The following is a 26,277-nucleotide window of genomic DNA, read 5'->3' as shown; positions in this document are numbered from 1 at the left end:
CCGGCTCACGGACGCAGGAGGCGCGATGAGCGGAACCGGCGTGCCGTCGAAAACCCTGACGGCGGCCGCGGTACAGGCGGAATTGGCGGCCTTCGCCGATCCGGCCGACGCGGTGCATCTGCAGCGGTTCTTCAAAACCGGGCCGGGTGAGTACGGGGAAGGGGATGTATTCATCGGCGTCCGGGTTCCGCAGACCCGGAAGGCGGTGAAACAATTTGCCGGCCTGCCGCTTTCGGAGATCGATCTGTTGCTCGACAGTCCGGTGCACGAGCACCGGCTGGCCGCATTGGTGATTCTGAACGGCGAAATGGCCAGGGCGACACGCAAACGCGGGGGCGGGACACACAATCGCGGCGGTGATGCGGCGCGACAACGGGAGATCGTCGATCTGTATGTGGCGGCCGTGCGCCGCGGCCGGGTGAACAACTGGGATCTGGTGGATTCCTCGGCCGAGTTCATTCTCGGCCCGTGGCTGTTGGAACGTCCCCGGGACCTGCTCGACGAATTCGCATCGGGAGATTCGCTCTGGGAGCGGCGGGTGGCCCTGCTGACCACATTCGCGTTCATCAAGCAGCGCGATACCGCGACCACGCTCGAGCTGTGCGAACGCCTGCTCTCCGATCGCCGCGATCTGATCCAGAAGGCGGTGGGCTGGATGCTGCGGGAGATCGGCAAGCGGGTGGATTCCGCGATTCTCACCGGATTTCTGGACGCGCACGCGGCGGATATGGGCCGTACCGCACTGAGTTACGCGACCGAGCATCTCGCTCCCGAACAGCGGGCGAAGTACCGCGCGCAGCGGTGATCAGCGGGCGAAACGGGCCGGACAGGTGACGCTGTCAGATTGCTGTGACGAACCACTCGGCCAGTTCGCACCGAGTGTTCATCCTGTGTTCAGTTTGCGTTTACTTGGCGAGATCAGTCTGTGATCAGTCGGTGAAGGCCGATACCAGCTCGAAATGAGCCGGTGACTACCACGCAGAGACCGCCGCCTTCGGCGGGAGCGTGACTGAACGGTGATAGCTGGGAAATTTCCCCTATCTCGTTCCGCCACTTGCACATCACAACCCATGCAGTGCATCGGCGAGTCCCTCCGGGTGCCCGCCGTGGTGAGCTCTGCGCCTGTTACCACCATGAAACGAAACCTGTTCGCCCAGCCCGTCAAGACCATCACCGGCGCAGCCGCCGCGGCCCTGGCCGTCTCGGCCGTGATCGCCGCCGGTCCGGCCGCCGCCGACATCAACGGCGTCCCGCCCGAGTTCCAGGCCACCGCTCAGCAGGTCCAGCAGCAGGCCACGCAGCTCGACAACGGCCTCCCCGCTGCGCAGCAGGACCAGGTCCGTCAGGTCGTCCAGGGCCTCCCGGCCCCGTTCAACCAGGTCCTCCCCCCAGCCTTCGGCAACGACCTGAACGGCTGGATCCAGAATGCCCTGTTCGTCATGGGCCAGCACGGCATCCCCGGCAGCTACGACGGCGTCTTCCGCAACATCCAGCGTGAGTCGGGTGGCAACCCGCAGGCCATCAACCTGTACGACTCCAACGCCGCCGCGGGCATCCCGTCCAAGGGCCTGATGCAGGTGATCGATCCCACCTTCCAGGCGTACCACGTCGACGGAACGTCCTGGGACATCTACGACCCGGTCGCCAACATCACCGCCGCCTGCAACTACGCGGCGCACCGCTACGGCTCCATCGACAACGTCTTCTCGGCGTACTAGGCAGCACCGACTTCTCGGTTGCTCACCGGGGTTCAGCGCCGCACCCCTCGAATAAGAATGTGGCCGTCGCGTTTTCGACGCGGCGGCCACATTTCGCTTTTCGCGGGCTGGTCAGAACTGGATCTTCAGGTGATCCGTCACCGGGCGGGCCTGGCAGCCGAGGATGTAGCCGTTGGCGATGTCCTCGGGGTCGAGGATTTCGGCGTTCTCCATTTCCACTTCGCCTTCGAGGACGGTGCAGGCGCAGGAGCCGCATTCGCCTTCGAGGCAGGAGTAGGGGACGTCGAGGCCCTTGGCGAGCATGATGTCGACCAGGGTCTGGCTGCGGGGCCAGGTCATCTCGTGGGTTTCGCCGTCGAGTTCGACCTCGACACTGGCGGCGTCGGCGGCCTCCTCGGCGGTGATCTCGCTCGGGGCGACCTCCGCGAAGGGATCGCCGGAGAGCGAGTTGAAGACCTCGGCGTGGGTGCGGTTGCGAGGCATGCCGAGCTGGCCGAGGGCGTCGTGGACGCGGTCCATGAACGGCTTGGGGCCGCACATGAACGCCTCGTGCGCGACATAGGGCGCGACCAGGGTGGCGAGGGCGTCGGCGGTGGGCAGGCCCTGCAGGTGCTCGAGCCAGTGGATCACGACCACCCGCTGCGGGTGCTTGTCGGCCAGCTCGCGCAGTTCCCGGGCGAAGATGACCGAGTCGTGGTCGCGGTTGGCGTAGACGACCACGATGCGGCCGTTGCCGCGGGCCAGCGCCGACTTGAGGATGGACATCACCGGGGTGATGCCGCTGCCGGCCGCGAACAGCAGCAGGTCCTCGTCGAGGTTCTTGGGGGTGAAGACGCCCGAGGGCGGCAGCACCTCGAGCGAGTCGCCCGCTTTCACGTTGTCGCACACCCAGTTCGACGCGTACCCGTCGACGGTGCGCTTGATGGTCACCTTGGGCTTGTCGTCGGTGTGCGGCGAGCTGGCCAGCGAGTAGCAGCGGGCGACGGACCCGGTGAGGTCGCTGGGGATGCGCAGGGTCAGGAACTGGCCCGGCTGGTAGGTGAAGCGCTCACGCAGGTCCTCGGGCACGTCGAATACCAGCGAGCAGGAGTCGGCCGTCTCGTTGATGACCGCGGAGACCCGCAGCACGGCCGATCGCGAGCTGTGCGGTACGTCGACGGTGGTCATAGTGTCCTCTCGAACCCGGCGGTGCTGGGCAGCCGGTGCAGTCTACCTAAACTAGAACGTGTTCTAGTTTGACTATACGTGGCCGTCCCGCTGCCGGACAAGCTGAGCTTCCAGGCCCGCGATCAGCACGTCCATCGAGAAGTCGTAGGAGTACTTGCCGCGGAGATCCGCCAGGTGTTTGGTGGCGCGTTCCACCGCCTCCGGAAGCACCCGGTCCAGCAGGCCCGCCCGATCGCGCGGGTTCACCTTCGAGCGCCCGAACAGATACGTGTGGATGGTGGCATAGGCGGAGAGCACATTGCGCTCGTCGAAACCGGCGTCGAAGAGGATTTCCATGACGGCGGCGATCAGGTCCAGCTGTTTGCCGAGCATCTGCTCGATCAACACGTCGCCGAGACCCGGGTGCTTGCGCAATTTCTCGTCGATCTGGTCGATCAGATCCCGCAATCGCATTTGCCATGTGCCGAATTCGGGTGGCGGCTTGCGCACGCCGGTGAGGGCGGCGGTGGCGACCAGATCGAGTAGCTCGCGCTTGTCGGCGACGTAGTAATAGGGGGCCATCGGCGAAACTCCGAGTTCGCGGGAGAGCCGTCGCATGGACAGCTTCTCCACACCGTCCTGCCGGACCACCCGCAGGGCGGCCTCGACGATCTCGGATTCCGAGAGGGTGTTACCGCCCCCGCCTGTCTGCATGCGCCCGACTCCCATACCGCCTCGACCACCACGGGCACGGATATCCGTCCCCTACCTGTTCAACTGCCGATTTTCCTCCCGCAGTGTAGAGCGCTCCCCGCATCAGCCGTCGAGCTACGGTCCGATGCGTGGACAAGGCCGAATCCCGGGCCAAGATCCCCATTCCTCGTGAACCTGTCGGAGCAGTCACCATCCTGGCGCGAGATCTCCATTCGTCGTGAACCTGTCGAAGCCGTCACCCAGAGGTTCGCGGCCGTCTCGATTCTGGACTGCGGCTGGAATCGACCTCCGCCTTGGAGTGGGGGAGCGAAGCGGAGGAGCGGAGGAGGGAAGAATCGAGACCTCGGGGCCGCGAACCCGCCCGGAGCGAAGCGGAGGGCAATTAGACACAGCGCGCCAATCATCATTGCCAGTGGTTGGCTGACTTAGCATTCGGGAATGCGCCATGATCGCCTTCCCGATGGTTTCGGGGTGCGAATCGATCCCAGGGTGCGCACTTATTCCGGTGGACGGCTCCTGGTCGGCGGAACGCCGACGAGGTTGCTACGGCTCGCCCCGGAAGCTGCGGCCTTGATCGGTGACGGGTACCTCGAGGTGACCGACCCCGCGTCGGCTCGGGTTGCCAGACGTCTTCTCGATTCCGGCGTCGCGAATCCGCGCCCGCGGCTGCTGCCGTCGCTGGAGGACGTCACCGTGATCGTTCCGGTGCACAACAATGCTCCCGAGCTGTCCCGGCTGCTGTCGGCGCTGCGCGGCCACACGGTGATCGTGGTGGACGACGGCTCGGATCAGCCGGTGCAGATCCCGGACGCCAGAAGCCGCTGCCGGATCACGGTGCTGCGCCGCGATCGCCGGTACGGGGCGGCCGCCGCCCGCAATTTCGGATTACGGGCCGCGGCAACCGAATTCGTGGCCTTCCTGGACCCGGAGGTGGTGCCCCGCACCGGCTGGCTGGAGGTCATGCTCGGGCACTTCAGCGATCCCAAGGTGGCGCTGGTGGCCCCGCGCATCCTGGCCATGGATCCGGATTCCACCCTGCTGGCCCGCTACGAGCACACCCGCGGCTCGGTGCATCGCGGCCGCCGCGAGTCGGCGGTGCACGCGCACGGCCCGGTGCCGTACGTGCCGAGTTCGGCGGTGCTGGTGCGCCGGCTGGCGTTACTCGGCGAGGGCGGGTTCGACGAGACCATGGCGGCGGGCGGCGATGTCGACCTGTGCTGGCGGCTGGACCGCGCGGGCTGGCGGCTGCGCTACGAACCGGCCGCCCGCGTGGCGCACAGCAATCCGGTGTCACTGCGAAAGTGGTTCGCCCACAAGGTCACCCACGGGACCGGTGTCGCGCCGCTGGCCCAGCGGCATCCCGGCCTGGCCGCGCCGCTGTCGCTGCCGATCTGGACCGCGGTGTCCGCGGTGCTGTTGGGCACGATGTCGCGCTGGGGCGTGTTCGGCGGTCTGCTGACGCTGAGCGCCACCCTGGTCCGGCTACGCCGGGTCTTCGCCGGACTGGACAACCCGACCCGGGTGGCCGCCATCTATCTGACGCGCGGTTTCACCGGCGGCGTGTGGCGGCTGGCCACGGCCATGTGCCGGCACTACTGGCCGATCACGCTGCTGGGCATGCTGTGCTCGCGGCGGGTCCGTCACATCGCGTTCACCCTGGCCATGGCCGAGGGCCTGGCGGACTGGTTCACCCACCGGGAGCCGGGCAGCCTGGACCCGGTCCGGTACGTGCTGTGCCGGCGGCTGGACGATGTCGCCTACGGGACGGGTCTGTGGTGGGGTGCGGCCCGCATTCGCAGCGCGGCGGCGCTGAAGCCGACCTTGCCGACGAGCTGAATTCGACGCTGCTCCCGGGCTGCGGAAAGCCGCGTGCAGCGGTCGATGTCGGTCGGGCCGATGTCCTCCACGGACCCACCCGGACACAGCGCACGGGAGCCGGGCGGTACATTCGATGCACCGTACGGCCGTGAAACCCTGCTCACCGCAAGGTGATTCGAGCCTCCGCGGACGGCCGTGACCGGTCCGCAGCGCCACCGCAACCCTCCCGGACGGGGGAGTGACGCGCGGGTGCCGCGCCATCACTGAACACGCCGTGTTTAACAAAATGCTGTGTAGCTCACATTTTGTGAGGCGCCCGTTGGCGTGTGACCTGCCGGACAAACGTCCGGCTTCTGCCTTGAGGTCTTCGGTGCGCCGGTACTCTTTGGGGCGGAAAGAAAGGCAAATGGTCAGCAATCTCGCAGGTGGTGGGCAACCCAACCACGGCGTCGAACCGGGCAGTCAGCTCGGGGCGCTCGAAACATATGCCGCCCAGGCGCACGGATATCTCAGTGTGGGCGGGGATCAACTGGGGCAGTTGCCCGGCCTGCTGCGGCCGATGGTGCTCGAGTCATGGCTGCGCAGTGTGCGCGGCGGCGTCGATCCGATGGACGACGGAGACGGTCGTGGCCTGCGCGGCGCCGACCTCGAGCGTTACCGTGACGCGCATCCGATCGCCTCGGTCATGCCGTTGGTGGACAAGCTATTGCTGCGCGACGCGACCAGCACCGGATTGATCGTGGTGGTGGCCGACCAGTTCGGCCGCGTGCTCTCGGTGCACGGCAATGCCGATCGGGTGCAGGCGGCCGCGGAGGCGGGCCTGCGCGAGGGCAATGACCTGAGCGAGCGCCGGGTGGGCACCAATGCGGTGGGCCTGGTGGTGCGCACCGGCCGCGCGGCCTGGATCCACGGGCCGGAGCATTTCCTGCATCGCATGCACCAGATCACCGGAGCCGCGGCGCCGGTGCACGATCCGGACGGCCGCCTGGTGGGCGTGCTGATGATTGCCGGCGGGGTGCGGGTGGCGCGTCCGGAGATCCTGGCGCTGGTGAAGGCGGCCGCGACGGCCGCGGAGATGGATCTGCTGCTGGCCGCGGTCCGTTCGGGTCAGGATCGGCGCGCGAACGCCGATGCGCCGCAGCCGGAACGGCTCGGGCTGGAGGTGCTCGGACTCGGGCAGCCGCAGCTGACGGTCGCGGGGGAGCGAGTTCCCTTGTCGCAAAGGCATGCCGAGATCCTGCTGCTGCTGGGCGAGCACACCGAGGGCCTGTCGGCCGATCACCTGGCGCTGCTGCTGGACGATGCCGATCTGGACAACGCGACCATTCGCGCGGCCATGTCGCGTTTGCGTTCGGTGGTCGGGTCGAATGTGTTCGGCTCGCGTCCCTATCGACTGCGCGTGCCGATCGCCACGGATGTGGAGGCGTTGCGCGCCGCACTGGATTCCGGGGATGTGGATTCGGCGGTGCGGCTTTACGCGGGTCCGGTGCTGCCGCGTTCCACGGCGCCTGGAGTTATAGACATTCGCGATGAATTGCGGGTGCGTCTGCGCACCGCCGTATTACGTTCTGGCGACGCTTCGGTCTTGAGTCGGTGGACATCCGGTGCCGAGGGCCGTGACGATGCGGCCGCGTGGGCGACCTATCGCGCCAACGTCGATCGTGAGTCTCCGCTGTATGCGCAGATCGAGGCCAAGATTCGGGTGCTGGATCGGCGCCTGGGCGCCGATGCAACGCAGTTGCAACGTTTCGACTCATAGTCTCCACATCCGAAAGTGCGGTCGGTCACACCGCCGCCTTGTCATGTGGTCGTACCCACATTCATCGCGCTCTCGGCGCGCGGCTGTCAGCCAACTAGACGCTCGTCCAACTTTTTTTCGGGAAAAAGTTCCTTTTTATTGTGTAAACGCCTAGTGTCCACATGCATGAACGGCATCCCTGTGATGCAGGTGACAGTTGGAGGAGATCGGCAGCAGGAAACCCAGGATGCGATGACCCGGAGGCGGTCGCATCCCGGCCGGTGGACCAGAAGTCCAGGCCGCTTCGAGCATTAGTTGGATCACGGCGCGGGCCCATCCGCGCATTCGTCGAATCACCCAGGGCGGTGCGGTTTTCCGCGACCTGGGCGGCGCGATACGTCGCACCGCCGCAGGTCCATTTCGTGATGCCCGAAAGCGGTCGGCGGCATAGCAATTCGCCATAGGAAGGGAGACTCTGGTGCAGGGTACGGAGTTGGGTGGTGTCGAGTCGTGCGACGTGTCGGGGTCGAACGAATCGAAGGGCCGGGGGGCCCCGTTCCCGCTCGGACCAGGGCAGGTGGGCGTCTGGTACGCCCAGCTCCTGGAGCCGGACGTGCCGATCAATATGGCGCAGTACGTTGATATCGAGGGCGACTGGGACCTGGACCTGCTGGCCCGGGTGGGCCGCGAGGGCGTCCCGATCTGGCGCACCTCCCAGCTGCGATTCGCCGAGATCGATGGCCGCCCGCACCAGTACTTCGACCTCGACGCGGACGCGGACCCGACTACCTTCCTGGACCTGCGCGCCGAGCCGGATCCCATTGCGGCGGCCCGGGAATGGATGCTCGCCGAAGTGGTTCGCCCGGTGGACGTCCTGACCGATGTGCTGTTCGCCCCCACCATCATTCGCATCGCCGACCGCCGCTGGTTCTGGTTCGTGCGTGCGCACCACATCGTGGGCGACGGCTACGCCGCCATGAACGTCATGCAGTGGTCGGCCAAGCGCTACACCGCGCTGTCCCGGGGCGAGCAGCCCCCGACGGTGAAAGTCGGTGCGCTGCAGGAGGTTGTGCAGTCCGAGCTGGAGTACCGCGACAGCACCCGCTTCCAGTCCGACCGCGAGCACTGGATCGAGCGCACCCGTCGCCTGGGCGGCACCACCACGCTCAACGCGCGTCCCGCACCGCACGCCGCCCTCAACCGCCTGTTCGGTTCGGCGCTGCCCGAGGGCCTGCAGGAGCGCATGCACGAGGTCGGCGTTCAGCACGATTCCGGTCTGCCGGTGGTGCTGGTGGCGGCCTTCGCGGTGTACCTGTCCCGGATGACCGGCAAGGACGAGGTGGGCATCAGCCTGCCGGTGGCCGCGCGCACCACCGCCATGCTGCGCAATTCGGTGGGCATGCTGGCCAATATCGTGCCGATGCACATGTCGGTCCGAGCCGAGACCACCTGGGCCGAACTGCTGCACGCCACCCGCGTCGAGCTCTCCGGCGCACTGCGGCATCAGCGCTACCGGCAGGAGGACATCCACCGGGATGCCGAGCGCGAGGGCAATCCGCCGCTGCGCAGCCTGTTCGGTCCGGCGGTCAACATCATGTTGTTCCACAACCGGATCGAGTTCGGCGATGTCACCGCGCGGCTGCATCCGCTGTCGTCCGCGCCCATCGAGGACATGAACCTCAATGTCTTCTACGGCGACAACGACCGGGTGCACCTGAACATCGAAGTGAACCCGAACCTGTACAGCGACAGTGAGATTCGCGCCCACCACGCCCGCTTCCTGGATTTGCTGGAGCGACTGGTGGAACTGGATTCGGCGACGCCGCTCGTGGGTGTCGAGGTGGCCACCGCCGCGGAGCGCGAGACGGTGCTGCGGACCTGGAACAACACCGCGCATCCGGTGGCGGAGGCCACCCTGGTGTCGATGTTCGCGGCACAGGCCGCGCGGACGCCGCACGCGACCGCGCTGCGCTTCGCCGGCACCCCGGACCTGACCTATGCCGAATTCGCCGATCGGGTGAATCGTCTTGCGCGCTATCTGATCTCGCGTGGCATCGGCCCCGAGACGCGGGTCGCGCTGCATCTGCGCCGGTCCCCGGAACTGGTGATCGCCATGTACGCGGTGCAGGCCGCGGGTGGCGCGTACGTGCCGCTGGATCCGGATCATCCGGTCGAGCGCACCGGCCACATTCTCGCCAGCGCGCAGCCCGCGCTGGTGCTGGCGTCGATCCGGGATCTGCCCGACGCCGCCGTCGACGCGCTGAACCTGAACGAGCTGGAGCTGTCCGGCTTCTCGGGCGCGCCGCTGACCGACGCCGATCGCCTGGCTCCGCTGCGGCCCGCCAATGCCGCCTACGTCATCTTCACCTCGGGTTCGACCGGTCGCCCGAAGGGTGTGGCGGTTAGCCACGCCTCGGTGGTGAACCGCATGGTCTTCGGTCAGGAGACCTACGGCCTGACCCCGGACGATGTGGTGCTGCAGAAGACCCCCGCGACGTTCGACGTGTCGGTGTGGGAGTTCATGTGGCCGTTGCAGATCGGTGCGACGCTGGTGCTGGCGCAGCCGGACGGGCATCGGGATCCGGCCTACCTGCGGTCGGTGATCGCCGAGAACCGGGTCACCGTGACGCATTTCGTGCCCTCCATGCTGGAGGTGTTCGTGGCCGGGCTGGAGGCCGAGCCCGGTGTCGCCGATCGCGCGCTGTCCTCGCTGCGGATGGTCTTCACCTCGGGCGAGGCGCTGTCGGCCGCGACGGCGCATCGGCTGCGCACGCTCTCGGGCGCGGCGCTGCACAATCTCTACGGCCCCACCGAAGCTGCGGTCGAGGTCACCTTCCATGAGGTGACGGCCGCGGACACCGAATTCGTGCCGATCGGCGCGCCGGTGTTCAATACCCGGCTGTACGTGCTCGACGCACGACTGCGGCCGGTTCCCGTGGGCGCCCCGGGCGAGCTGTATCTGTCGGGGGTTCAGCTCGCCCGGGGTTACCTGGCGCAACCCGGTCTCACCGCGGGACGCTTCGTCGCGGACCCGTACAGCGTGGAGGCCGGTGGCCGGCTGTACCGCACCGGCGATCTGGTGCGGTGGACCGAGAGCGGCGAGCTGGAGTACCTGGGCCGCACCGACTTCCAGGTGAAGCTGCGTGGTCTGCGCATCGAGCTCGGCGAGATCGAGACGGTGCTGGGTGAGCTGCCCGAGGTCGCCCGCGCCGTGGTGATCGTGCGCGACGACCAGCTGGTCGCCTACGTGGTGCCCAGCGCCGAGCTGGACGAGACCCGGCTCAAGGCCGCGGCCATGCGGGCGCTGCCCGCGTATATGGTGCCCACCGCCTACGTGCTCATGGACGAACTGCCGGTCAACACCTCCGGCAAGCTGGATCGGGCCGCATTGCCCGAGCCGGTGCGGGTGGCCCACCGCTACGAGGCGCCGCGCTCGGTGGTCGAGCAGACGGTGGCGCGGGTACTGGGCGAGACGCTCGGCATCGAACAGGTGGGCCGCACCGATGATTTCTTCGCGCTCGGCGGCAACAGCCTGATCGCGACCCAGGTGGCGGCGCGCCTCAATGACGAGCTGGGCTGCCGGCTGACCCTGCGCGAGCTGTTCACCGCGACCAGCGTGGCCGAGCTGGCCGCGGTCATCGACGCCCAATTCCTGGACGCCGACGCCGATTCCGCGGCGGCGCGACCGGTGGCGCTGGGCGCGAACCGTCCGGTCCTGGTCCCGCTGTCCCCGGCCCAGCAGCGCATCTGGTTCCTCAATCGCTTCGACGTCACCGCCGCGAACTACAACATGCCGTTCGTGGTGCGGCTGCGCGGTGAGTCCGCGGATCTGCCGACGCTGCGCGCCGCGGTGACCGATGTGCTGACCCGGCACGAGGCGCTGCGCACGGTCTTCCCGGTGACCGAGGACGGTTCGGCCTACCAGCGGGTGATCCCGGTGGCCGAGCTGGATGTCCAGGTGACCCACGAGACGGTTGCCGACGAGGCCGAACTCACCGCGCGCCTGGCGGCCATCGCCGCGCGCGGCTTCGACCTCGTTGACGAGATCCCTTTCCGTGCGCAGGTTTTCACCGCCGGTGTGCAGGACGAGTACGCCCTGGTCATGGTGCTGCACCACATCGCCGCGGACGGTCTGTCGCTGCCGGTGCTGGCGCGCGACCTGATGCGGGCCTACACCGAGCGGCTGGCCGGCGGCGCGCCGACCTGGTCGGAGCTGCCGGTGCAGTACGCCGATTACACGGTGTGGCAACGCGATCGCCTGGGTGCGGTCGACGACCCGGCCTCGCTGCTTGCCGGTCAGCTGGAGTTCTGGCGGCGGACCCTGGCCGGTGCGCCGGATCTGCTGGAGCTGGCGGGCGACCGTCCGCGTCCGGCGGTGGCCAGCGGCCGCGGCGGCAAGCGGGTCTTCGACTGGCCCGCCGAACTGCACGTCCGAGTCACCGAAACCGCTCGGGCCGAAGGTGTTTCGACCTTCATGCTGGTACACGCCACCATGGCCCTGCTGCTGTCGCGGATGTCCGGTGAATCGGACATCGTCATCGGCACCCCGGTGGGTGGCCGCGGTCTGCGTGAACTCGACGACCTGATCGGCATGTTCGTCAATACCGTGCCGCTGCGCACCGAGATCGACGAAGCGGCGAGCTTCCGGGACTTCCTGCACCGGGTGCGCGAGGTCGACCTGGCCGCCTTCGCGCACGCGGACGCGCCGTTCGAGACCCTGGTCGAATCGCTGAATCCGCCACGCTCGCAGGCCCGCCATCCGCTGTTCCAAGTCTTGTTGTCGTTCGCCGCCCCCGGACCGACCGGTGTCGAACTGCCTGGATTACTTGCCACGACGGGTACCCTGGAAACCGGAGTGACCAAGTTCGACCTCTCGGTCGTGGTCACCGAAAGCTTCGTCGGTGCCGGTCCTGGGGAAGGTCCGGCACCGGCGGGGATTACCGCCGAGTTCGAGTTCGCGGCGGATCTGTTCGACCCCGCCACCATTGACGCCCTTTCCGACCGTTTCGTTCGCTTGCTGACCGCGGTCACCGCGGATCCGGCCGCCGGGTTGGACGCGATCTCGGTCCTCTCCGAGCATGAATACGCCAATCTGACCACACGTTCCGGCGGCCCGGCCCCGACCGGCGCGACCCTGCCGGGCATGCTCGCGGCCGCGGTGGCCACCCGCCCAGATGTGATCGCGGTGGTCGACGGTGCGCGCGAGCTGACCTATCGAGAGTTGGACGCCGCCTCGAATCGGGTGGCGCGCATGCTGATCGAGCGCGGCGTGGGTCCGGAGGACCTGGTAGCCATCGGGATGCCGCGCACGCTGGAGACGGTGCTGGCGATCTGGTCGGTCATCAAGACGGGCGCGGGCTGGATGCCCCTGGATCCCGCCTACCCGGCCGACCGCATGGAGTACATGGTGGCGGACTCGGGGGCCGTGGTCGGTCTGACCATCGCCTCCGTCCGCGCCGGACTGCCGGATTCGCTGTCCTGGTTGCTGCTCGACGATTTCGCGACGCCGTCGGGCGAGGCCGTGGACGCGGTGACGCTGCTGCGTCCGGTGCACCCCGGCAACCTCGCGTACACCATCTACACCTCGGGTTCGACCGGTCGGCCCAAGGGCGTGCTGCTCGCGCACAAGGGTGTCTGGGCGCTCGCGGCCGAGCAGACCCGCAACTACTTCGCCGAGCCGGACGCGCGTGTGTTGCAGGTCGCTTCGCCGTCCTTCGACATCTCGGTGGCGGAGCTGCTGCTCGCCGCGAACTCGGGTGCGACCCTGGTGGTCGCGCCGCCCGAGGCGTCGGTCGGTCCCGAACTGGCCGCGGTGATCCGGTCGCACCGGGTCACGCACATCATCATCACCCCGTCCGCGCTGGGCACCATCGACCCGGCCGAGGTGCCGGACGTGCGCGTGGTGGTGGTCGGCGGCGAGGCCTGTCCGCCGGAGCTGTTGCGGCGCTGGGCCGGTGCCGATCGCGTCTTCGTCGACGCCTACGGCCCGACCGAGACCACCATCATCGTGAACGCCAGCGCGCCGCTGCCGGCCCAGGGCCCGGTCTCCATCGGCGGCCCGATGTCGGGTGTGCGGGAGTGGGTGCTCGACGAGCGGCTGCGCCCGGTCCCGATCGGCGTGCCCGGCGAGTTGTACGTGGGTGGTGACCAGCTGGCGCGCGGCTATCGCGGGCGGCCCGGCCTCACCGCCGACCGCTTCGTGGCCTGCCCCTGGATCCCGGGTGAACGCATGTATCGCACCGGCGATCTGGTCCGCTGGGGCGCGGCCGGTGACGTGCAGTATCTGGGGCGCAACGACTTCCAGGTGAAGCTGCGCGGGTTCCGCATCGAGCTCGGCGAGATCGAGGCCGCGCTGACCGAGCTGCCCGGCGTGCGCCAGTCGGTGGTGCTGCTGCACACCGACCCGGCCCGCGGTGAGCAGCTGGTCGCCTACCTGGTGTCGCAGGGCGAGCCGCTGGATCCGGCGGCGGTCCGCGCGGGCCTGGCGGGCCGGTTGGCCTCGTACATGGTGCCCGCCGCTTTCGTGGTGCTCGACGAGTTCCCGGTCACCGCCAACGGCAAGCTGGACCGAAACGCCCTGCCCGCACCGGAGTTCGAGTCGGCCGGCTACCGGCGGCCGAGCACCATGGCCGAGGAGGTGGTGGCGGGGGTCTTCGCCGAACTGCTCGGGGTGGAACGGGTCGGGGCCGACGACGACTTCTTCGCGCTCGGCGGCAGTTCGCTGCTGGCGACCAAGGCGGCGGCGCGCGTCGGTGCCCTGCTGAACGCGACGGTCGGGGTGCGCCTGCTGTTCGAGGACCCGACGGTGGCCGGACTGGCCGCGCGTGTGCTCGCGGGTACCGGCGAGACCCGGCGTCCCGCGCTGGTGGCGGGGGTGCGGCCGGACTCGCTGCCGCTCTCGCCCGCTCAGCGGCGCATGTGGTTCATCAACCGCTTCGACCGCGAGTCCACCGCCTACAACCTGCCGGTGGCGCTGCGGCTCTCGGGCGAGCTGGACGCGTCCGGGCTCTCCGACGCGCTGGGCGACGTGCTGGACCGGCACGAGGCGCTGCGCACCGTCTACCCCGAGACCGCCGACGGCCCGGCCCAGGTGATCCTGCCGGTGGCGCAGGCATATGCCGGCCTGAAGGCGATCGAGGTCACCGAATCCGAACTGGCCGTGCGGATTCCGGAAATTCTGAACACCGTCTTCGACGTGACCGTCGAGGTGCCGGTCCGGGTGGAGCTGCTGCGCCTGGTGGACGCCGCGGGCGAGTTCGCCGGCGAACACGTGCTCGCCGGTGTGCTGCACCATATTTCGGCCGACGGATCCTCGGTGGTCCCGTTCGTCCGGGATCTGATGGTGGCCTATGACGCCCGGCGCGCGGGCGCCGCCCCGGCGTGGGCTCCGCTGAGCGTGCAGTACGCGGACTACGCGCTGTGGCAGCACGCGCTGCTCGGCTCCGATGACGACGAGACCTCGGTGGCGGCGGCGCAACTCGGGTACTGGCGCGAGACCCTGGCCGGGCTGCCCGACCAGCTGGACCTGCCCACCGACTTTCCGCGTCCGGCACGCCAGAGCCTGCGCGGCCGCCAGCTGAAGCTGAGCCTGGACGCCGAATTGCACGCCGGGCTCACCGAATTGGGCCGCGCCCAGGGCGCGACCCTGTTCATGGTGGTGCACGCGGCCTACAGTGCGCTGCTGTCGCGCCTGTCCGGCGTGGCCGACCTCGCGGTGGGCACCCCGATCGCGGGTCGCGGCGACAGCGGTCTCGACGACGTGATCGGCATGTTCGTCAATACGCTGGCGCTGCGCACCCGGGTGGATTCCGGCGCGCCGTTCACCGAGCTGCTGGGCCGGGTGCGGGCCGGTGACATCGCCGCCTTCTCGCACGCCGACGTGCCCTTCGAGCGCCTGGTCGAGGTGCTGAACCCGGTGCGTTCGCAGGCCCGGCACCCGCTGTTCCAGGTGGGCCTGTCCTTCCAGAACTTCGAGCAGGCCGAGCTGGTGCTGCCCGAGCTGACGGTGTCGGTGGTCGAATTCGACACCCACATAGCGCAATTCGACCTGCACCTGTACGCCTGGGACCGCTACCTCGACTCCGGCGCGCCCGCGGGACTGGACCTGGCCCTCACCTACGCCACCGATCTGTTCACCGAGGCCACCGCCCGCGAGTTCCTGGCGGCCCTGACCCGGGTGCTGGAAGCCGTTGCGGCGAAACCGGATCGGGTGATCGGCGATATCGATCTGCTGGGTCCGGAGCTGCGGCAGCGGATGCTGGTGGACTGGAACGCCACCGCCCACCCGGTCGCCCTCGGCACGCTGGTGGACCTGGTCGACGCGCAGGTCGCGCGCGATCCCGGCGCGGTGGCACTGCTGGACGCGCACACCGGGATCGAGCTCGGCTATGCCGAATTCGACGCCCGGGTCAATCGCCTGGCGCGGCGGCTCATCGCCGCGGGCGTCGGCCCGGAGACCGGCGTGGTGCTGGCCATGCGGCGCGGTATCGAGCTGGTGGCGGCCATGTACGCGGTGGTCAAGGCGGGCGGCGCGTACGTGCCGGTCGACCCGGACCACCCGGCCGACCGCATCGCCTACATCGTCGAGACCGTCACTCCCGCAGCGGTTCTCACCACGGCCGCCGATGGTGTGTCCTTCGCGACCGAGGTGCCGGTGCTGGAGATCGATCGACTCGACCTGGACGGCTTCTCGGCCGCGCCGATCACCGACGCCGAGCGGGTGCGCCCGCTGCGCCCGCAGCACCCGGCCTACGTCATCTTCACCTCCGGCTCCACCGGACGGCCGAAGGGCGTGACGGTCGCGCACGCCGCAATCGTCAACCAGTTGCACTGGCTACGAGCCACTTTCGAGCTGGGCGCGGGTGACCGCGCCCTGCTGAAGACGCCCGCCACCTTCGATTTGTCGGTGTGGGAGTTCTGGTCGCCGCTGACCAGCGGCGGCAGCCTGGTGGTGACCTCCGCCGGTGACGAGCGCGACCCGGATCGGCTGCGCGCCATCATCGCGAACCGCGGTGTGACGGTGCTGCACCCGGTGCCGTCGCTGCTGGGCATGCTGCTCACCGGCGGCGACGTGCCCGCCTCGGTGCGGACAGTGCTGGCCATCGGCGAGGCGCTGCCCGCCGCCACGGCCGTCGAGTTCCTGGAGCGGAGTGCCGGTGGCGCAAGGCTTTTCAACCTCTACGGCCCCACCGAGGCCGCGGTGTCCGTCACCGCGTTCGAGGTGCGGGAGCGGCACCGGCTGGCCGTGCCGATCGGCGCGCCCGCCTGGAACAGCCGGGTGTATGTGCTCGACGGCCGCCTGTCGCCGGTCCCGGTCGGCGTGCCCGGCGAGCTGTACCTGTCCGGCGACCAGCTGGCGCGTGGCTACCACGGCCGGGCGGCACTGACCGCCGATCGCTTCGTGGCCGACCCGTTCTCGCCCGGCCGCATGTACCGCACCGGCGATATCGTGCGCTGGCTGGCGGACGGCACCCTGGAATACGTCGAGCGCGCCGACTTCCAGGTCAAGATCGGCGGCTTCCGCATCGAGCTCGGTGAGGTCGAGACCGCCCTGCGGCGGCAGCCCGGCGTGACCGCCGCGGTGGCCGTGGCGCACACCGCCGCCGACGCGGGCGCCCGGCTGGTGGCCTACGCCGCCGTACCGGACGCCGACCTCGATCGCCGCGCCGAGATCGCCGCGACCCTGCGATCGGCGCTGGCCGTGGAGCTGCCCACGTACATGGTCCCGGCGACGATCACCGTGCTGGATGCCCTGCCGCTCAATGCCAACGGCAAGGTCGATCGCGCGCTGCTGCCCGCGCCGGTGTTCACCGTCGCCGAGTACCGCGCGCCGGTCACCGAGCTCGAACTCGCCGTTGCGGAGGGCTTCGCCCAGGTAGTCGGACTCGCCGAGACCGGGACCGTCGGACTGGACACCGATTTCTTCGCCCTGGGCGGCAATTCGCTCATGGCGACGCGGCTGGCCGCGAGGCTGGGCTCGGACCGGGGCCTGCGGGTCCCGGTGGCCGCGATCTTCGAGGCCCCGACGGTGGGCGAGCTGGCGCGCTGGCTGGACACCGCGGATCCGGCCGAGTTCCGGCCCGCCCTGGTCCGCCGGACCGACACCGGTCCGGCCCCGGTTTCGCTGGCCCAGCAGCGCATGTGGGTGCTCAACCGGCTGCATCCGGAGTCGGGGGCCTACAACGTCCCCGCCGCTATCCGCCTCACCGGTGATCTGGACGTGCCCGCGCTCAACGCCGCGCTGCGGGATGTGCTGGAGCGCCACGAGATCCTGCGCACCAGCTACCCGGAGAAGAACGGCGAGCCGGTGCAGCTGGTGTTCGGTCCCGACGAGCTCGACGCCGATCTCTCCCCGATCGCTGTATCGCAGAGCGAGATTCACGATCGGGTGGCCGAGGTGGTGGCCGGCGGCTTCGACGTCACCGCCGCCCCTCCGGTGCGGATGCGGCTGTTCCGGCTGACCCCGCACGAGCACGTGCTGGTCGTGGTGGTGCACCACATCAGCGCCGACGGCTACTCGGTGGTCCCGCTGACCCGGGACCTGGTGCTGGCCTACACTTCCCGGGCCGCGGACCAGGCACCCGGCTGGTTGCCGCTCGAGGTGCAGTACGGCGATTTCGCGGCCTGGCAGCGCGAGCTGCTCGGCTCGGACACCGTGGCGGAGAGCCTGATATCGCGTCAGCTCCGCTTCTGGGTCGACGAATTGTCCTCCGCGCCCGAGCAATTGACACTGCCCACCGATCGGCCGCGACCGGCCCGCCGCGATATGCAGGGCGCGACGGTCGAATTCGAGGTGGACCAGGACACCACCGAACGCCTGAGCAGGCTGGGCCGCGAACACGGGGCCACCCTGTTCGGAGTCGTGCACGCCGCTTTCACGGTGCTGCTGGCCAAACTGTCCGGCCAGCGCGACATCTCGGTCGGCGTCCCGGTCGCGGGTCGCGGGGAACGGGCCTTGGACGACCTGATCGGCATGTTCGTCAATACCGTGGTGCTGCGCACCGAGGTGGACGGCAAGCTGTCCTTCCAGGAGCTGCTGCGCCAGGTGCGCGACCGCGATCTGGCGGCCTTCGCCCACGCCGAGGTGCCCTTCGAACGGGTGGTGGAGGCGGTCTCGGCCGCCACCGGCCGCGCGCGTTCGGCCGCGGTGACGCCGCTGTTCCAGGTCATGTTCGCCTTCCAGAACATCGCGGCGGGCGCGGTGGAGTTGCCGGGCCTGGTGGTCGAGGCGCTGGAGTCGGATCTCGCGGAGGCCAAGTTCGACCTCCAGCTCACCGTCGTCGAGCGCCGCGACGACGGCGGCCGGGTCACCGGCCTGAGCATGCGATTCGGTTACGCCACCGATATTTTCGGGGAACACACCGTGCGGCTGCTGGCGCAGCGGCTGCTGCTGGTCCTGCGCGCCGTGGTCGCGGACGCGACCGCCCAGGTGCGCACCATCGACATTCGTGTCGATGCCGAGCGGATCGGTCGCGCGGGTGCGACCGCGACCGGATCCGCCTTGCCCGAGGGAGATTCGGCCGGGCACGCCCCGGCCGACCTGCCCACCCTGATCGCCGCCGCGGCCGTGATCGCCCCTGAGGCGGTCGCGTTCGAGCACGGCGATCGCACCGTCACCTACCGGGCCTTCGCCGACAAGATCGGCGCCACGGCTCGGGCAATGGGCGCCGCCGCCAAACCGGAAGCCCTGGTGAACGTCGCACTGGCCGGATTGGTGCCCGGCATCCTGACCGCCCTCGGCGGGGCCGGTCTCGGACACGTTCTGAGCACGCTGGCCGACCAGACGCAGACCCTGGTCCGGAGCTCGGAAAGCTCGTCGGAAGGAATCCTCTGATGCACTATGCGGAGTCGATCGCTATCAGCCGGACCGGCCGCTTCGCGGTCCTGCGCCGAGCCTATGGCGTCGGCGATCTACCGAACCTCATAGCGGTCGTGGCCGAGCTGGACCCCGAGCGCGTGGCCCTGCGGTACGCCGGCGACACCGTCGCCTATGGCGTGCTGGCCGCCGAGTTGGCCGTGCTGACCGAGGCCATGGGCGGTGCCCTGGAACCGGAGGCGCTGATCCAGGTCGTGGTGTCCGGGCAGCTGCCCGCGCTCATGGACGGTCCGGCGGGCGAGCTGACCGCGGTGCTGGAGGCGCTCACCGATGACGCCGTCGTCGCCGCTTCCGAGGTGCTGGAACCGAATCTGGCCCCGGTCGAGACGCTGACCACGCAGTTTCGCCAGCAGGCTCGGCTCACTCCGGACGCGGTCGCCCTGGAGTTCAGGGGCGAGCGGCTGACCTACGCGCAGTTCGCGGCGCGGATCACGGTGCTGGCGCGGCACCTGCGCGACCTGGGCGTGGGCCCGGACGTGCTGGTGGCCATCGCGGCCCGGCGTTCCTTCGAAATGCTGGTCGGCATGTACGCGATCCTGGAGGCGGGCGGCGCGTACCTGCCCATCGACCCGGATCACCCGTCCGATCGCATCAGCTACGTACTCGAGGTGTCCGCGCCCGCGCTGCTGCTCACCACCACCGCCGACCAGCCCGATTTCGACGGTGGCGTGCCGGTACTGCGGATCGACGAATTCGAGGCCACTGCACGGGAATTGGCCGCGGACCCGGCCCGGGTGCCATCCCCGGCCGACGACCCGCGGCTGGCGCAGCCGGGCAATGACAACCTCGCCTGCCTGCTGTTCACCTCCGGCTCCACCGGCCGCCCCAAGGGTGTGGCCATCACGCACCAGGCGATCCAGTCGGTGTTCCACTGGCAGCAGCGGCTGATGACGTTGTCATCCACGGACATCATGCTGTTCAAGACTCCCTTCACCTTCGACGTCTCGATGTGGGAGATCTTCCTGCCCCTGCAGAACGGCGCCCGGCTGGTGATCGCGGAGCCCGAGGGCCACCGCGACACCGACTATCTGCTCCGCACCATGCGCGACGCGCAGATCACCGCGGCCTTCTTCGTGCCGTCCATGCTGTCGGTGCTCATCGCCGCGGCCGAGGCCGATCCCGAGGGGCTCAGCGATTCGCTGCGCTTCATCATCGCCGGCGGCGAGGCCCTGCCCGCCGCCACCGCCGCTGGCTTCCGCAGCGTCAACGGCGCGACCCTGTACAACATCTACGGGCCGACCGAGGCCGTCATCATGGTCACCACCCACGAGGTGACCGCCGCCGACGTCGATTCGGTGCCGCTGGGCATGCCCGGAGACGATGTCGAACTGCTGGTGCTCGACGAGGATCTGCGCCCGGTGCCGCCGGGTGTCGTGGGTGAGCTCTATCTGGGCGGAAGTCAGTTGGCCCGAGGCTATTTCAACCGTCCGGGGTTGACCGCGGAACGGTTCGTGGCCAATCCGGAGGGGCCGGCCGGCGATCGCATGTACCGCACCGGTGACCTGGTGCGCTGGGTGTCCGGGATCGATGGCGGTCCCACCGAACTGGAGTACCTGGGCCGCAGTGACTTCCAGGTCAAGCTACGCGGCCAGCGCATCGAGCTCGGGGAGGTGGAGGCCGCGCTGCTGCGCGACGAGACCGTCGCGCAGGCGGTCGTCGTGCTGCACACCCGGGCGACCGGTGAGCAGGCGCTGGTCGGCTATGTGGTGCCGGCCCGCGGTACCGAGATCGATGCCACCGCGGTACTTTCCGCCGCTCATGCGCATGTGCCCGGCTATATGGTGCCCTCGCTGCTGGTGTCGCTGCCGGAGATGCCGGTGAGCGCGCACGGCAAGCTGGATCGGCGGGCACTGCCCGAACCGGTGTACGCGGACCAGGCCGCCGGCTACCGCGAGCCCGCGACGCCCGCCGAGCGGGCGGTGGCGGTGGCCTTCGCCGACCTGCTCGGTGTCGAGCGGATCGGCGCCGACGACGACTTCTTCATGCTGGGCGGCAATTCCCTGGTCGCCACCCGCGCCATCGCCCGGATCCGCGAATCGCTGGGTGTCGTCGTGGACGTGCGTGACTTCTTCGACCGGCCCACCGTGGCGGCGCTCGCCGCGCTGGCCGAGAATGCCACTGCCGGCGCGGGTTCCGTGCCGGTGCTGGCGTCCGGCGGGCGGCCCGAGGCGCTGCCGCTGTCGCCCGCGCAGCAGCGCATGTGGTTCCTCAACCAGTTGGCGCAGGACGGTTCGGGCACGGCCGATTTCGATCCTGCCGCCGTGGACAATGTGGTCGCGGCCCTGCGCCTGCGCGGCACCCTCGATGTCACCGCTCTGCGTGCGGCGGTCGCCGACCTGGTCGACCGGCACGAGATTCTGCGCACCCACTACCCGCAGACCGCCAGCGGCCCGGTTCAGATGATCGGCGCGGCAGGGGAATCCGGCCTCGCCGAGCTGGATCTCACCCCGGTCGAGACGGACGGGCGAGAGCTGTTGCGGGCCGTGATCGCCGCGGCCGCACGCGGTTTCGACGTCGCCGCACGAGTCCCGCTGCGGCTGCGGCTGCTGCGCCTGGGCGCGGACGACCACGCTCTGGTGCTGGTGGTGCACCACATCGCGGCCGACGGGTTCTCACTGGGCCCGCTGGTGCGCGACCTGGTGGTCGCCTACGCGGCGCGCGAGGCCGGGATGCTGCCCGGCTGGCAGTCGCTGGCGGTGCAGTACGCCGACTACGCGCTGTGGCAGCGCGCGGTGCTGGGCGACGAGGCGGACCCGGAGTCCACCGCGGCCCGCGAGATCGCCTTCTGGACCGCCGAACTCGCCGAGCTCCCGGCGCAGCTGGACCTGCCCGCCGACCGGCCCCGCCCGGCGGTGTCGAGCTACCGCGGCGCGACCTACCGGACCTCGATCCCGGCCGAGCTGCGCGCCGCCGTCGAGGCGGTGGCCGCGAGCCGCCAGGCCACGCCGTTCATGGTGCTGCACGCCGCCCTGGCCGCGCTGCTGTCGCGGCTGTCCGCCACCACCGACATCGCCATCGGCACCCCGGTCGCCGGGCGCGGTGAGGCCGCTCTCGACGATCTGATCGGCATGTTCGTCAACACCCTGGTGCTGCGCACCGAGGTGCGCGGCGACCGGTCCTTCGCCGAGCTGGTGGATCACGCCCGCGATCGCGACCTGCGCGCCTTCGCCCACCGCGAGGTGCCCTTCGAGCGCCTGGTGGAGGTGCTCAACCCGGTGCGCGCCCGCAACCGGCACCCGCTGTTCCAGGTGGCGCTGTTCATGCAGAACCAGGGCATTCCGGCGCTCGCGCTGCCGGGCATGTCCGCCGAGCTGGTCGAATTCGACCAGGCCGTCGCCAAATTCGATCTGAACCTCGAAGTCACCGACGAGGATGCGGGCTACCGGGTCGACTTCACCTATGCCACCGACCTCTTCGACGAGGGCACGGTCGCGGAGTTCGCCGCCAAGTTCCTGCGCCTGCTGAGCGCGGCTACCGCGGACGCCGAACGCGCCGTCGGCGATATCGAGCTGCTGGACGCCGGTGAGCTCGATTATGTGCTGGGCAGCTGGAACGCCACCGGCGCGAAGGTCACCGACACCCTGCTGCACGCCGGTTTCGACGCCCAGGCGCAGCGCACCCCGGCCGCCGTCGCCCTGGTCTCCGGTGACGAAACCCTCACCTACGCCGAGCTTTCCGAGCGCGCCAACCGCCTGGCCCGCCGGCTCATCGCGGCGGGCGTGGGCCCGGAGTCGCTGGTGGTGCTGGCCATGGCGCGCTCGGTCGAGCTGGTGGTGGCCATGTATGCCGTGCTGCGCGCCGGGGCCGCCTACGTGCCGATCGATCCGAGCCATCCGGCCGAGCGCATCGCCACCGTGCTGGACACCGCACGTCCGGCGCTGGTGCTCACCACCGCCGTCGACGCCTTCCACACCGACGCCGCCCCGGTGCTACGCGTGGACGAGGCCGACCTGTCCGGCTTCGCGGCGGGCAAGATCGGCGACCGCGAGCGCCGCGCCCCCGTCCACCCCGAGCACCCGGCCTACGTGCTGTTCACCTCCGGCTCCACCGGCACCCCCAAGGGCGTGGCCGTGAGCCACCGCGCCATCGCCAACCAGATGGCCTGGATGCAGTCCGAATACGGCATCAGCCGGTCGGATGTCTACCTGCAGAAGACGCCCAGCACCTTCGACGTCTCGCTGTGGGGCTACTTCCTGCCGCTGCGGGTCGGCGCGACGCTGGTGCTGGCCACCCCGGACGGCCACCGCGACGCCCGCTACCTGGCGGAAACCATTGCCGCGCGGGGCATCACGCTGACCGACTTCGTGCCCTCGATGCTGTCGGTATTCGCCGCGCACGCCGAGCCGGGCGAATTGGATTCGCTGCGTGACGTTTTCGTCGCCGGCGAGGCGTTCCCGGCCGAGACCGTCGCGGCCTTCCGGGCCGTCTCCGACGCGACCCTGCACAATCTCTACGGCCCGACCGAGGCCGCCATCACCGTCACCTACCGCGAGGCCGACGAGTTCGCCCCCGCGGTGCCCATGGGCGAGCCCGAGTGGAACACCCAGGTCTACGTGCTGGACGCGCGGCTGCGCCCGGCGCCGATCGGGGTGGCCGGCGAGTTGTACCTGGCCGGTGTGCAATTGGCGCGCGGTTACTACGATCGCGCCGACCTCACCTCGGATCGCTTCGTGGCCAACCCCTTCGGCGATCCGGGCGCGCGCATGTACCGCACCGGCGACCTGGTGAAGTGGACCCGTGACGGCGAACTGGCCTACCTGGGCCGCATCGACTTCCAGATCAAGTTCCGCGGTCAGCGCATCGAACTCGCCGATATCGAGAGCGCGCTGCTCACCGCGCCGGAGGTGGCGCAGGCCGCCGTCCGGCTGATCACCGCCGACACCGGCGACTACCTGGCCGGATACGTGATCGCGGCGGAGGAAGCGGAGATCGGCACCGAGGCGCTGCGGGAGCGGCTGGCCGCGCTGCTGCCGCCTTACATGGTGCCGACCGCCGTCGTGGAGCTCACCGAGTTTCCGTTGGGCAGCAGCGGCAAGCTGAACCGCGCGGCCCTGCCCGTTCCGACCCTGGCCGCCAAGCGCTTCCGCGCCCCGGTGGATGCCGCGCAGCGGGTGGTGGCCCGCGTCTTCGCCGAGGTGCTCGGCCTCGACCGGGTCGGTCTGGATGACGACTTCTTCACCCTCGGCGGCAGCTCGCTGCTGGCCACCCAGGTTGCCGCCCGCACCGGCGCGGAACTCGGCGTGCGGGTGCCGGTCGGGATGCTGTTCGAGGCCGGGTCGGTGGCCGGGTTCGCCGCCGCCGTGAGCCGGTTGTCCAGCACCGCACCGCGTCCCGCGCTGACCGCTCGGGTGCGGCCCGAGCGGATTCCGCTCTCGCCCGCGCAGCAGCGGCTGTGGTTCCTCAACCGGCTCGAGAACGAGCTGGACGCCCCCAGCCTCTACAACCTGCCGCTGGTGCTGCGGCTGTCCGGCCGCCTCGACGTGGTCGCCCTGGAGACGGCCGTCATGGATGTGCTGGCGCGCCACGAATCGCTGCGCACCCAGTACCCCGAGGACGAGACCGGCCCCTACCAGCAGGTCCTGGACGCCGCGGATATCGGGCTCACTCTGGCCCCGGTCCCGGTGCGGCAGGACGAGGTGACGGCCGCTGTCACGGCCATCGCGCAGGCCGGCTTCGACGTCACCCGCGAATTGCCTTCGCGCATCGCGCTGCTCGTGGTCGATCGCGGCCCCGACGCCCCCTCGAACGCCGACGAGCACATCCTGGTCGTGGTGGTGCACCATATCGCCGGTGACGCCTTGTCACTGCGTCCGTTGATCACCGACCTGATGTCGGCCTACCACGCCCGGCTGGCCGGCGTCGCCCCCGAGTGGGAGCCGCTGCCGGTCCAGTACGCCGATTACAGCCTGTGGCAGCGCGAGGTCCTCGGATCCACCCGCACGCCCGGCGATCTCGGACATCAGCAGCTGGAGTTCTGGCGCGACGCGCTGACCGCGGCCCCCGCCCAGCTGCCGCTGCCGGTCGACCGCCCCCGTCCCGCGCAGCCGCGCAACACCGGCGGCACAGTCGATTTCAGCATTCCCGCCGAGGTGGCCACCGGCCTGCGCGAGCTGGCCCGAGCGCAGGGCGTGACCCTGTTCATGGTGGTGCACGCGGCCTTCGCCGCCACCCTGGCCAGGCTGACCGGCTCCTCGGACATCGTGATCGGCACGCCCGTCGGCGGACGCGGCGACCGCGAATTGGACGGCCTCATCGGCATGTTCGTGAACACCCTGGCGTTGCGCACCACCGTAGCGGCGGCGGATTCGTTCACCGAGGTGCTGGCCGGGGTACGGGACGCCGATCTGGCGGCCTTCGCCAATGCCGAACTGCCCTTCGAGCAGATCGTGGATGAGCTCGTCACCGATCGCACCACCGGTGCGCATCCGCTGTTCCAGACCATGCTGAGCTTCGGCGGCGGCGAGGGCCGGTTGGCGGACCTGCGCCTGCCGGGACTCACCGTGAGCCCGGTGCCGCTCACCGACCCGACCGCCAAGTTCGATCTGCACCTGGTGGTCGACGACGACGGGCAGGGTGCGCTCGACGGCGTACTGCGCTACGCCGATGAGCTTTTCGACGCCGAGACCGCCGCCGCGATCGCGGTCCGCTGGGACCGCATGCTGCGCGCGGTGGCAGCTGATCCCGCGGTGCCCGTAGGCGATATCGACCTGCTCGACGCCGAGGAGCGAAGCGCGGTCGTCGAGACCTGGGTGGCGTCGGGCGAGCCCGCCGCCGACTCGGAGGCGACGCTGTCGAGCCTGTTCGACGCCGCCGTGGCGGAGAATGCTGAGCGGGTCGCGGTGCGCTTCGGTGACGAGGAGCTCACCTACGGCGAGCTGGATCGGCGCGCGAATGTGCTGGCGCGCAGGCTGATCAGTGCGGGCGCGGGTCCGGAGTCGTTGGTGGCGGTGCTTTTGCCTCGTTCGGCGGACCTGGTGGTGGCGTTGCTCGCGGTAGTCAAGACCGGTGCGGGCTACGTGCCGATCGATCCGACCTATCCGGCCGACCGCATCGCCTACGTGCTCTCGGACGCGAAGCCGACCGGCGTGCTGACCGATACCGCCGTGGAAGTCGAACTGCCGGAGGCACTTCCGGTCGTCCTGATCACGGACGCCGCCGCGCAGACCACCGTGTCCGATGCCCCGGTCACCGATGCCGACCGCCGGGCGGCGTTGCGTCCGGACCATGTCGCCTATGTCATCTATACCTCCGGTTCCACGGGCCGCCCG

The 26,277-nt window shown here is 69.7% G+C and carries 8 protein-coding genes; 6 read left to right on the top strand and 2 right to left on the bottom strand.

Annotation, left to right across the window (positions count from 1 at the left end; translation table 11 throughout):
• Window positions 1-25 precede the first annotated feature (25 nt).
• Complete coding sequence (locus tag ACWEQQ_RS42520; protein ID WP_452344526.1) at window positions 26-805, top strand: DNA alkylation repair protein; 780 nt, start codon at window positions 26-28, stop codon at window positions 803-805.
• Between the two features lie 328 nt (window positions 806-1,133).
• Window positions 1,134-1,718: a transglycosylase SLT domain-containing protein gene (locus tag ACWEQQ_RS42515; protein ID WP_452344525.1), complete on the top strand. Its 585-nt coding sequence runs from the start codon at window positions 1,134-1,136 to the stop codon at window positions 1,716-1,718.
• Window positions 1,719-1,829: 111 nt separating this feature from the next.
• On the opposite strand, the gene ACWEQQ_RS42510 is transcribed toward ACWEQQ_RS42515, so the two are convergent.
• Window positions 1,830-2,885, bottom strand: coding sequence for a 2Fe-2S iron-sulfur cluster-binding protein (locus tag ACWEQQ_RS42510; protein WP_452344524.1), 1,056 nt, complete (start codon window positions 2,883-2,885; stop codon window positions 1,830-1,832).
• 72 nt (window positions 2,886-2,957) lie between these two features.
• Window positions 2,958-3,578 (bottom strand): mycofactocin system transcriptional regulator MftR2, encoded by a 621-nt coding sequence (mftR2, locus tag ACWEQQ_RS42505; RefSeq protein WP_354836466.1) that lies wholly within the window; start codon window positions 3,576-3,578, stop codon window positions 2,958-2,960.
• Between the two features lie 438 nt (window positions 3,579-4,016).
• Here mftR2 and mftF point away from each other — a divergent pair, with 438 nt between their 5' ends.
• The 4 genes from mftF to ACWEQQ_RS42485 all read left to right on the top strand — a co-directional run.
• Window positions 4,017-5,414 carry a mycofactocin biosynthesis glycosyltransferase MftF gene (mftF, locus tag ACWEQQ_RS42500; protein ID WP_452344523.1) on the top strand — a complete coding sequence of 466 codons (1,398 nt, stop codon included), beginning with the start codon at window positions 4,017-4,019 and terminating at the stop codon, window positions 5,412-5,414.
• A 388-nt stretch (window positions 5,415-5,802) separates the two neighbouring features.
• Complete coding sequence (locus ACWEQQ_RS42495; RefSeq protein ID WP_452344522.1) at window positions 5,803-7,155, top strand: GAF domain-containing protein; 1,353 nt, start codon at window positions 5,803-5,805, stop codon at window positions 7,153-7,155.
• Window positions 7,156-7,612: 457 nt separating this feature from the next.
• Window positions 7,613-18,967, top strand: a complete 11,355-nt coding sequence (locus ACWEQQ_RS42490; RefSeq protein WP_452352228.1) for an amino acid adenylation domain-containing protein — start codon at window positions 7,613-7,615, stop codon at window positions 18,965-18,967.
• On the top strand, window positions 18,967-26,277 hold a 7,311-nt coding region (locus tag ACWEQQ_RS42485; RefSeq protein WP_452352227.1), incomplete at its 3' end, for an amino acid adenylation domain-containing protein. The genes ACWEQQ_RS42490 and ACWEQQ_RS42485, both read left to right, overlap by 1 nt.

The organism is Nocardia sp. NPDC004123, from assembly GCF_053603795.1.
The sequence above is the reverse complement of the archived record's forward strand: the minus strand, read 5'-3'. Positions and strand labels throughout refer to the sequence as shown.